The organism is Rhodococcus sp. P4_B6, assembly GCF_056402215.1.
Genome location: NZ_JBFUHV010000253.1, coordinates 1 through 9,348, shown reverse-complemented (window position 1 = coordinate 9,348; position 9,348 = coordinate 1). Strand labels below are relative to the sequence as shown.

12 protein-coding genes are annotated in these 9,348 nt (G+C 68.7%); 9 read left to right on the top strand and 3 right to left on the bottom strand.

Going from position 1 to position 9,348, the window contains the following annotated elements; all coding sequences use genetic code 11:
- The 6 genes from AC1DWT_RS47060 to AC1DWT_RS47035 form a co-directional block, all read left to right on the top strand.
- Positions 1-437 (top strand): carboxyl transferase domain-containing protein (locus tag AC1DWT_RS47060; RefSeq protein WP_477925897.1); only part of this gene is annotated, 437 nt, incomplete at its 5' end.
- Positions 434-733: an acyl-CoA carboxylase subunit epsilon gene (locus AC1DWT_RS47055; protein ID WP_095865490.1), complete on the top strand. Its 300-nt coding sequence runs from the start codon at positions 434-436 to the stop codon at positions 731-733. The genes AC1DWT_RS47060 and AC1DWT_RS47055, both read left to right, overlap by 4 nt.
- Positions 734-759: 26 nt before the next feature.
- The gene (locus AC1DWT_RS47050; protein ID WP_477925896.1) at positions 760-2,541 is read left to right on the top strand and encodes an acetyl/propionyl/methylcrotonyl-CoA carboxylase subunit alpha; all 1,782 of its coding nucleotides are present in this window, start codon (positions 760-762) and stop codon (positions 2,539-2,541) included.
- Positions 2,542-2,608: 67 nt separating this feature from the next.
- A complete protein-coding gene (locus AC1DWT_RS47045) occupies positions 2,609-3,028 on the top strand; it encodes a DUF1707 SHOCT-like domain-containing protein (RefSeq protein ID WP_072949054.1) in 420 nt (139 codons plus the stop codon).
- A 1-nt stretch (position 3,029) separates the two neighbouring features.
- Positions 3,030-3,368 (top strand): hypothetical protein, encoded by a 339-nt coding sequence (locus AC1DWT_RS47040; protein ID WP_072949053.1) that lies wholly within the window; start codon positions 3,030-3,032, stop codon positions 3,366-3,368.
- Positions 3,369-3,370: 2 nt separating this feature from the next.
- A complete protein-coding gene (locus AC1DWT_RS47035) occupies positions 3,371-3,703 on the top strand; it encodes a VanZ family protein (protein WP_072949060.1) in 333 nt (110 codons plus the stop codon).
- On the opposite strand, the gene AC1DWT_RS47030 is transcribed toward AC1DWT_RS47035, so the two are convergent.
- The 3 genes from AC1DWT_RS47030 to AC1DWT_RS47020 all read right to left on the bottom strand — a co-directional run bounded on the left by AC1DWT_RS47030 (position 3,667) and on the right by AC1DWT_RS47020 (position 6,325).
- Complete coding sequence (locus AC1DWT_RS47030; protein ID WP_072949051.1) at positions 3,667-4,455, bottom strand: tyrosine-protein phosphatase; 789 nt, start codon at positions 4,453-4,455, stop codon at positions 3,667-3,669. The two genes, AC1DWT_RS47035 and AC1DWT_RS47030, sit on opposite strands and share 37 nt — an antisense overlap.
- A complete protein-coding gene (lat, locus tag AC1DWT_RS47025) occupies positions 4,452-5,795 on the bottom strand; it encodes an L-lysine 6-transaminase (RefSeq protein WP_072949049.1) in 1,344 nt (447 codons plus the stop codon). The genes AC1DWT_RS47030 and lat overlap by 4 nt, the downstream gene beginning before the upstream one ends.
- Positions 5,796-5,860: 65 nt before the next feature.
- Positions 5,861-6,325: an Lrp/AsnC family transcriptional regulator gene (locus AC1DWT_RS47020; protein ID WP_072949047.1), complete on the bottom strand. Its 465-nt coding sequence runs from the start codon at positions 6,323-6,325 to the stop codon at positions 5,861-5,863.
- A 30-nt stretch (positions 6,326-6,355) separates the two neighbouring features.
- Here AC1DWT_RS47020 and AC1DWT_RS47015 point away from each other — a divergent pair, with 30 nt between their 5' ends.
- The 3 genes from AC1DWT_RS47015 to AC1DWT_RS47005 form a co-directional block, all read left to right on the top strand.
- Complete coding sequence (locus AC1DWT_RS47015) at positions 6,356-7,477, top strand: 2-oxoadipate dioxygenase/decarboxylase family protein (RefSeq protein WP_477925895.1); 1,122 nt, start codon at positions 6,356-6,358, stop codon at positions 7,475-7,477.
- Positions 7,474-8,991 carry an L-piperidine-6-carboxylate dehydrogenase gene (gene amaB, locus AC1DWT_RS47010; protein WP_477925894.1) on the top strand — a complete coding sequence of 506 codons (1,518 nt, stop codon included), beginning with the start codon at positions 7,474-7,476 and terminating at the stop codon, positions 8,989-8,991. The genes AC1DWT_RS47015 and amaB overlap by 4 nt, the downstream gene beginning before the upstream one ends.
- A gap of 30 nt (positions 8,992-9,021) precedes the next feature.
- Positions 9,022-9,348 (top strand): acyl-CoA dehydrogenase family protein (locus AC1DWT_RS47005; protein WP_477925893.1); only part of this gene is annotated, 327 nt, incomplete at its 3' end.

Here is a 9,348-nt window from a genome sequence, read left to right as displayed (position 1 = left end):
GCATCATCCGCCGCGGCGCCAAACTGCTCTACGCCTACGGCGAGGCCACCGTCGGCAAGATCACCGTCATCACCCGCAAGGCCTACGGCGGCGCCTACGACGTGATGGGCTCCAAGCACATGGGCGCCGACGTCAACCTGGCCTGGCCCACCGCCCAGATCGCCGTGATGGGCGCCTCCGGCGCCGTCGGGTTCGTCTACCGCAAACGCCTGCTCGAGGCCGCCAAGAACGGTGACGACGTCGATGCGCTGCGCCTGCAACTGCAACAGGAGTACGAGGACACCCTCGTCAACCCGTACGTCGCCGCCGAACGCGGCTACGTCGACGCCGTCATCCCCCCGTCCCACACCCGCGGGCAGATCGTGGCCGCCCTGCGCCTGCTCGAACGCAAAATGGTCACCCTCCCGCCCAAGAAGCATGGGAACATCCCGCTATGAGCGGCGGCGAATCATTCGGCACCTTGACCGCGGAACTGGCGGTCGACGAGGTGCTCGACGAGATCGCGCTGGGCTCCGGCATCGCCGAAGAGCCGCCGGCGGCGCCGGCCGTGACGTTCTCGGGCAACCCGAGCGACACGGACATCGCCGCGGTGCTCGCAGTGTTCGCTGCGATCGCCTCGTCCGGTTCCGCGGCGGAAACGCCCGCGTCCGATGACGATTCGTGGGGCACCCCCGCCCTCATTCTGCGCCGGCAAGTAGCCGCCGCTGCCGTCCTGGTCAACGCAGGCTACTGAAACTGTAGAAAAGGGAAGACATTTCGATGAGTAGTGCACGTATTTCCAAGGTGCTCGTCGCGAACCGCGGTGAGATCGCAGTGCGGGTGATCCGGGCCGCCGCCGATGCCGGCCTGGCCAGCGTCGCCGTCTACGCCGAACCCGACGCCGACGCCCCGTTCGTGCRCCTGGCCGACGAAGCCTTCGCCCTCGGCGGACAGACCTCCGCCGAGTCCTACCTGGTGTTCGACAAAATTTTGGACGCCGCCAMCAAGTCCGGYGCCGACGCCATCCACCCCGGCTACGGCTTCCTCTCCGAAAACGCCGACTTCGCCCAGGCCGTGATCGACGCCGGCCTGATCTGGATCGGCCCCTCCCCACAATCGATCCGCGACCTCGGCGACAAGGTCACCGCCCGCCACATCGCCGAAAARGCGAAGGCCCCGATGGCCGCCGGCACCAAGGACCCCGTCMRMAACGCCGACGAGGTCGTCGCCTTCGCGAAGGAATACGGCGTCCCCGTCGCCATCAAGGCCGCCTTCGGCGGCGGYGGCCGCGGCATGAAGGTCGCSCACACCATCGAGGAAATCCCCGAACTGTTCGACTCCGCCACCCGCGAGGCCGTCGCCGCSTTCGGCCGCGGCGAATGCTTCGTCGAACAGTATCTGGACAAGGCCCGGCACGTCGAAGCGCAGGTCATCGCCGACCAGCACGGCAACGTCATCGTCGCCGGCACCCGCGACTGCTCCCTGCAACGCCGCTTCCAGAAACTCGTCGAGGAGGCCCCCGCCCCGTTCCTCACCGACGACCAACGCAACCGCATCCACAGCTCCGCCAAGGCCATCTGCACAGAGGCCGGCTACTACGGCGCCGGCACCGTCGAATACCTCGTCCAGGGCGACACCGTCTCCTTCCTCGAGGTCAACACCCGCCTGCAGGTCGAACACCCCGTCACCGARGAAACCGCCGGCATCGACCTGGTGCTGCAACAGTTCAAGATCGCCAACGGCGACCMCCTCGACMTCMYCGAGGACCCCACCCCCCGCGGCCACTCCTTCGAATTCCGCATCAACGGTGAGGACGCCGGCCGCGGCTTCCTGCCCGCCCCCGGACCGGTCACCAAGTTCGTGCCCCCCACCGGCCCCGGCGTCCGRATGGACTCCGGCGTCGAAACCGGATCSGTGATCGGCGGCCAGTTCGACTCCATGCTCGCCAAACTGATCGTCACCGGCGCCACCCGCGACGAAGCCCTCGCCCGGGCCCGCCGCGCCCTCGCCGAATTCCAGGTCGAAGGCCTCGCCACCGTCATCCCGTTCCACCGGGCCATCGTCTCCGACCCCGCCTTCATCGGCGACGGCACCTCATTCGACGTCTACACCAAGTGGATCGAAACCGAATGGGACAACCAGATCGAACCCTTCACCGGCGSAGCCCCSCTCGACGACGAGGACACCCTGCCCCGGCAGAACGTCGTCGTCGAGGTCGGCGGCCGCCGCGTCGAGGTGTCGCTGCCCGGCCAGTTCACCCTCGGCACCGGCGGCGGAAACGCACCCGGGGCGGCCCGTAAGAAGCCCAAGGCCCGCACCCGCGGCGGCGCCCACGGCGGCGCCGCMTCCGGTGACGCCGTCACCGCCCCCATGCAGGGCACCGTCGTCAAGGTCGCCGTCGAAGAAGGMCAGCAAGTCGAAGAGGGCGACCTCATCGCCGTCCTCGAGGCCATGAAAATGGAAAACCCCGTCAACGCCCACAAGGCCGGCACCGTCACCGGCCTCGCCGTCGAACCCGGCTCCGCCATCACCCAGGGCACCGTCCTCGCCGAGCTCAAGTAGGCGCCTGCACCACTCGTGAGTCCTTCTCGGCCCCGGGGYCGAGAAGGACTCACAGTAGTCTGTACGCATGTCTGACGTTCCCGAGATCCGTATCGGCACAGCCGAACGTGAGCAGGCCCTGAACTCGTTGAGCGAACACTTCGCCGCGGGCCGTCTGACGGTCCCCGAGTTCGACGAGCGCAGTCTCGCGGTCACGAATGCCACCACCCGCGGCGAACTCGATCGAGTGTTCACCGACCTCCCCGCGACCACGGCCGCCGCGCCCGCCAAGGCCGACGGAGCGGACACCGGCCACGACCAGAACTGGCGTCGCATCGTGATGTCGGTGATCCCGCTCATCGCCCTCGTGCTGTTCTTCGTCGTCCCCGTCGACAACAGCTGGCTGTTCTTCCTGATGATCCCTGCCGCCGGCGCCATCCTGTTCGGCACCCGCGACGACCGGCACGATCGAGATCGTCGCCGCGGCCGCCGCGACCGGGACCGCTGACATGGAACCGGTGGAGGTCAATGCAGGCGGCTGGTATCTGCGCGCACTGCGCGAGGACGAGCGCGTCAACGACCGTCCGGCGCTCGCGGACGGTGGAATTACCGAACCCGGCTACATCGCCCGCCGCACGGCGCAGTGGCTGAGCGACGAGCACTATTCGTGGGCGATCTGCCAGCCCAACACCGGCGAACTGCTCGCCGAGGTGGGGCTCACTCCGTCCGGTGAATCCGCGACCCTCACCGGGTGGGCGCGGGCCGGTCACGAGGACGCACTCGCGAGCGGATCGGATGCGGTGCAACGGTTTGCGGAGGGCGCACTGGGGTTCACGGTCCAGCGGTGATCATGCGTTCCGTTCCGGTGGCGGCCCTCACCGTGCTGGCGCTGGTGATGTTGTTGTCTCCCGCGTCCGCGACACCGTCGGGTCCCGAACATGCCGACAAGGTGGTGCACACGCTGCTGTTCGCGGCGCTGGCGGCCGCCTCCCGGTATGCCCTTCTGACGCCACGGATCACGGTGCTCTGGCTCGCGGCGTTCGCGGTGATCACCGAGATACTGCAGGGCGTGCTGCCGATCGGCAGGCACGGTTCGGTCTGGGATCTCTGCGCGGACATGGTGGGTGTGGCGATCGGGTTGTCCGCTCAGTCCGCGATCATGCGCTCCCGCAGCAGAGTCTGAACTCCCGCGTCGAGGCCGAGTCCGTCGGAGAAGTACCGCTCGACCGTCCCGTAACGCTCGCGCATGACGGCCAGCGACACCTGCAGATACTGCTCGCGGACCCCGAGCACGGGCTCGAGCAGCGCCGGATCTCCACCCGCGTCGACGAATTTCTCGAACACGCCCGCGAACGCCGGCAGCAGGAGTTCGTTGGTCAGCAGGTAGTCGTGGAACACGTCGTCCTCGGCGACCCCGAGGAGCAGCAGCAGCGCCGCCGTGGCCCACCCCGTCCGGTCCTTCCCCGTGGTGCAGTGTACGAGGGCCGGCGTGTTGCCGTTCGACGCCAGACCGCCGAACAGTTCCCGGTACGAGGACACCGCACTGGGCATCGCGACGAAATCGCGGTAGCTGCCCTCGAAATACTCGATGGCGCGTCCACCGCCGAGTTCGCGTTCGGCGATCATCGGGTCGGCGATCACCTGCAGCATCTGCGCGGGGATCGAGCGGATCCCCTTGTCGGCGAGCACGTCCAACGCAACCGCGCGGGCCCCGTTCGGGAGTATGTCGGGGGCCGCGTCACGCTCGTCGGCGGTCCGCAGGTCGTACACCGTCCGGATCCCGAGGCCATCGAGCAGCGGCATGTCCGCGTCCGCGACCCGGCTGAGATCGGTCGAACGGTAGAACACACCGGTGCGCACCTTCGCGCCGTCCCCGGTTCGGTATCCGCCGACGTCTCGCAGATTGGGCACGGACGTGAGCGGAATCGGCGTCATGCGTCGACGGTACCGCCCAGCACCCGTGCCAGTGCATCCACGGCGGCGTCGAGTTCCGCGGTCGTCACCGTCAGCGGTGGACGGAACCTGATCCCGCACTTGCCGGTGGGCAGGATCAGCACCCGCTCCCGGTCCCTCAGGTCCGCGACGACCCGGTCCCGCCGCTGCGGGGTGGGAAGCGTGATCGCGCACATCAGGCCCCGCCCCCGCGGCTCGGTCACGTCGGCGTTCGCCCGCGCGAGTTCCCGGAGCCGTCCGAGAAGGTGCGCCCCCGTCATCCGGGCCCGGTCGACGAGCCTGTCCTCCTCGACGATCTCGAGGATCCGGCGGGACCGCACCATGTCGGTAAGGTTGCCGCCCCAGGTCGAGTTGATCCGCGAGCTGACGGCGAACACGTTGTCGGGGATCTCGTCCACCCTGCCGCCGGCCATGATTCCGCAGACCTGGGTCTTCTTGCCGAACGCGACGACGTCGGGGTGCACCCCCAGTTGCTGGTACGCCCAGGCGGTTCCGGTGAGACCGCAGCCGGTCTGCACCTCGTCGAAGACGAAGAGGGCGTCGTTCTCGCGGCAGAGTGCCTCCATCGCCTGGAAGAATTCCGGGCGGAAGTGGTGGTCTCCACCCTCACCCTGGATCGGCTCGGCGATGAAACAGGCCACGTCCGAGGGGTTCTCGGCGAACGCGCGACGCGCCTGATCCAGTGCGTGCCGTTCGGCTTCCTCGACGTCCCGCCCGTCCGCGAGGTACGGGGAGTCGATACGCGGCCAGTCGAACTTCGGGTACCGCGCCACCTTGCCGGGCTCGGTGTTGGTGAGCGACATGGTGTATCCGCTGCGCCCGTGGAAGGCCTCGGTCAGATGGAGCACCTTCGTGCCGAGTGCCGGGTCGAGGCCCCGGCTCTCGTTGAGCCTGCTCTTCCAGTCGAACGCCGCCTTCAGCGCGTTCTCGACGGCGAGCGCGCCACCGTCGATGAAGAAGAGGTGCGGTAGTGCGGGATCGCCCAGCACCCGGGCGAACGTCTCGACGAACCGTGCCATCGGGACGGTGTAGATGTCGGAGTTGCTCGGTTTGTTGATCGCCGCCGCCGCCAGTTCCCGGCGAAACGCGTCGTCGTCCGCCAGTGCGGGGTGGTTCATCCCGAGGGCCGATGACGCGAAGAATCCGAACATGTCCAGATAGCTGGTGCCGTCCCGCAGGTCGACGAGATGCGTGCCGCGTGAGCGGTCCAGGTCGAGCACCAGGTCGAACCCGTCGACCAGAATGCGCTCGCGCAGCACGTCGTGCACCTGGCTCGCCGGCAGCTCGCCCCCATCTCCGGTAAAACGAATCGCTGTGCTCATACCGAGAGATTACGTCAAAATTCCTGTCTGCCGGCGACGATTCGGCAACATATCCGGTACGGGGCTCACTTGTCGTAAAATGTTTGCAAGATGATGGTGCTGCGCGTATGCACGTTGGCGGTGGCGCGGATCTCCTGCAGCAGGTGTTCCAGCTCCCGCGGCGAGGCGACGCGCACCAGCAGCACGTAGCTCTCCTCCCCCGCGACCGAGTGGCACGCCTCGATCGCGGGGAGGTTCCGCAATCGGGCGGGCGCGTCGTCGGGCTGCGACGGATCGAGAGGGGTGATCGCGACGAATGCGGACAGACCGTGCCCGAGCGCATCCGGATCGATCTTCGCGGTGTACCCGCGGATCACTTTGCGGGCCTCGAGCCTGCGCACCCTCGACTGCACCGCGGAGATCGACAGCCCGGCCTTCTCGGCGAGTGTCGCCAGGGTCGCCCGGCCGTCGGCCACCAGCTCCTGCATCAGTACCCGATCGATGTCGTCGAGAGGAGTATGGGGTGCGTCGCTACGGAAAGATTCCACCACCAGCGCAGGCTAGCCCAGCGGAGGTGCATCATGGTTGAAACGTGGGAGCTCCGCGCCCGCTTCGCCCGCGCACTGGGCGCGGCGTACGGCCGGACGGTGCCCGCCTACGACACGCTGGTCGAGGTGGCCGACGAGGTCAACGCGGACTTCGCAGCGAGAAACCCGGCCGGCGCCGAACGCCGGGGTGGCCTCGCCCGGATCACCGTGGAGCGCCACGGCGCGATCCGCTTGGGCGGACCCACGGAGCTTCGTCAGGCCGCCATCCTGTTCTCGGGCTTCGGGATGCACCCCGTCGGCTGCTACGACCGGCGCGACGCACCCGAGCCGGCGCCCGTCGTCTCGACGGGGTTCCGTCCCGTCGACCCGATCGAACTGGCCCGCAACCCGTTCGGGATGTTCACGTCGATGCTCACCACGGCCGATCGCCGGTTCTTCGACGGTGATCTGCAGCACCGCCTCGAGAATGTCCTCGCCGCCCGCAGCGTGTTTCCCACGGAGCTGTTGCACCTGGCCGCACTCGCGACCGAGGAGAGCGGGCTGACCGCGCCGACGGCGGAACGGTTCGTCGCGCTCGCGGTCACGGCGTTCGCACCGTCGGACACCGCGGCCGACCGATCCTGGCTCTCCGCGCTCGAACGCGTCGCACCCGTCGCCGCCGGCCTCGGTGGGCGCACGGGCGTGCGGGTCGTGCACCTCGCACCGCGAGTCTTCGACATCGACGACCTGTGCCGTCGGTCGGCGCGGCACGGCCTGAGAAGGATCGACGGCACCGGCCCTCGGCCCGCACGGGGCGGCCCGGACGTCCTGGTGCGACGGGTGTCGTTCGGCGCCGCCGGCACACCGGGCGGCGTCCTCGTGGCGGAATCACGTGGCATGGCACTGACACCCGAAGGACAGGAACTGTACGCCGCCCACGGCGACGACGAAATTCCGCAGACGGAAGCGGAACTGGAGGCCGGCGGGCTGGCGTACTTCACGCACCGCCGCACCGGCGCGGAGCCGATCCTCTATGAGGACTTCCCGCCGATGCCGGTCGGCTCCGGCCCCGACCACCTACCGTGGCTCTCCGAGACACTCGGCCGGGCCGTGCACGACCCGTTCATGCTCTACCGACAGCAGCAGGACCATTCCCGAGAGAGGACAGCATCGTGAACCTTCCCGCCCCCGAGGAGTTGTGCCGACGCGCCGAGCAAGCACTGATCAGGTGCGGTGCCGAGATCACCGACGGCGGGGGACCGCTCGTCGCGCGCACACCGATCACCGGGACCGAACTGCGCACGGTGACGGCGAGCAGCGCGGAGGACGTGGACCGGGCGATCACCGCGGCCCACGAGGCCTTCCTCGAATGGCGTTCCGTCCCTGCCCCCCAGCGCGGCGCCGTGGTGCGCCGTCTGGGTCAGCTCCTGACGGAACACAAGACCGATCTGGCGGAACTGGTCACCCTCGAGGCAGGCAAGATTCCGTCCGAGGCGCAGGGCGAAGTGCAGGAGATGATCGACATCTGCGAATTCGCGGTCGGACTGTCCCGCCAGTTGTACGGCAAGACGATGGCGTCGGAACGTCCGGGACATCGGCTGATGGAGACGTGGCATCCGCTGGGAGTCGTCGGGGTGATCTCGGCGTTCAACTTCCCGGTGGCCGTGTGGTCGTGGAACACCGCGGTCGCGCTGGTCTGCGGTGACACGGTGGTGTGGAAGCCGTCGGACCGGACGCCGCTGACGGCGATCGCGTGCGACGCCCTGCTGGCGCGCGCCGCCCGGGACGTCAGTGCACCCGCCGGGATCCACGCCCTGATCCAGGGTGCGGGGGACGTCGGCGAACGGCTCGTCGACGACGCACGCGTCGCGTTGGTCAGCGCCACCGGTTCGGTGCGGATGGGTCGCGCCGTGGGACCGCGCGTCGCCGCGCGCTTCGGCAAATGCCTGCTCGAACTGGGCGGCAACAATGCGGCGGTGGTGGCACCGTCCGCCGATCTCGATCTGACCGTGCGGGGCGTCGTGTTCTCCGCCGCGGGCACCGCGGGACAACGCTGCACGTCGCTGCGACGGCTGATCGTGCACGCGTCCGTCGCCGACGAACTGGTGGAACGCATCTCTTCGGCGTACGGCCAGCTGAAGGTCGGGAACCCGTTCGACGACGGCGTCCTCGTCGGTCCGCTGGTGAACCGCTCCGCGTTCGACGCCATGCAGACCGCGTTGGACAAGGCCCGCGCCGACGGCGGGACCGTCGTCTGCGGTGGCGAACGCAGCGGTGGCAGCGACTCCGCCTACTACGTCTCGCCCGCCCTCGTCCGGATGCCCGCGCAGACGTCGGTGGTGCAGGAGGAGACGTTCGCACCGATCCTCTACGTGCTCACCTACGAAGACTTCGACCAGGCGATCGCGTTGCACAACGAAGTGCCCCAGGGACTCTCGTCGTCGATCTTCACCACCGATCAGCGCGAGGCCGAGAGGTTCCTGGCGGCAGACGGTTCCGACTGCGGCATCGCGAACGTCAACATCGGCACGTCGGGGGCGGAGATCGGCGGGGCGTTCGGCGGCGAGAAGGAGACGGGCGGCGGACGCGAGTCCGGATCCGACGCGTGGAAGGCCTACATGCGCCGCGCGACGAACACCGTCAACTACTCCGATCGACTCCCGCTCGCGCAGGGGGTGGAGTTCACCTGATCGGCAGCGTCGACCGGCTACTCTCGGGGCGTGAGCAACTGGACCGAGATGGCGCGTGAGATCGCCGAGAACGTGCTGTTCCCGGTGGCCGACAGCGTCGATGCCGACGGCGAGATTCCCGACAGTCACTTCGAGACTCTCGCCGCCGACGGCTTCTACGGACTCGCGGCACCCGGCGAAGAGGGAGTGACGCCGTCGGTGCTGGTCGACGTGATGGAGACGTTGTGCGGCGGTTGCCTCGCGACGGCGTTCACGTGGATGCAGCATCACGGCGTCGTCGCCGGTCTCGCCGGTTCACCGAACACGACCCTGCAGGATCGGTACCTCGACGGACTCGTCGACGGCACGGTGCGGGCC

Bases quoted from the DNA above. Each gene is read 5' to 3' on its own strand.
- AC1DWT_RS47055 (WP_095865490.1), top strand. From the start codon at position 434: ATGAGCGGCGGCGAATCATTCGGCACCTTGACCGCGGAACTGGCGGTC.
- AC1DWT_RS47045 (WP_072949054.1), top strand. From the start codon at position 2,609: ATGTCTGACGTTCCCGAGATCCGTATCGGCACAGCCGAACGTGAGCAG.
- AC1DWT_RS47040 (WP_072949053.1), top strand. From the start codon at position 3,030: ATGGAACCGGTGGAGGTCAATGCAGGCGGCTGGTATCTGCGCGCACTG.
- AC1DWT_RS47035 (WP_072949060.1), top strand. From the start codon at position 3,371: ATGCGTTCCGTTCCGGTGGCGGCCCTCACCGTGCTGGCGCTGGTGATG.
- AC1DWT_RS47030 (WP_072949051.1), bottom strand. From the start codon at position 4,455: ATGACGCCGATTCCGCTCACGTCCGTGCCCAATCTGCGAGACGTCGGC.
- lat (WP_072949049.1), bottom strand. From the start codon at position 5,795: ATGAGCACAGCGATTCGTTTTACCGGAGATGGGGGCGAGCTGCCGGCG.
- AC1DWT_RS47015 (WP_477925895.1), top strand. From the start codon at position 6,356: ATGGTTGAAACGTGGGAGCTCCGCGCCCGCTTCGCCCGCGCACTGGGC.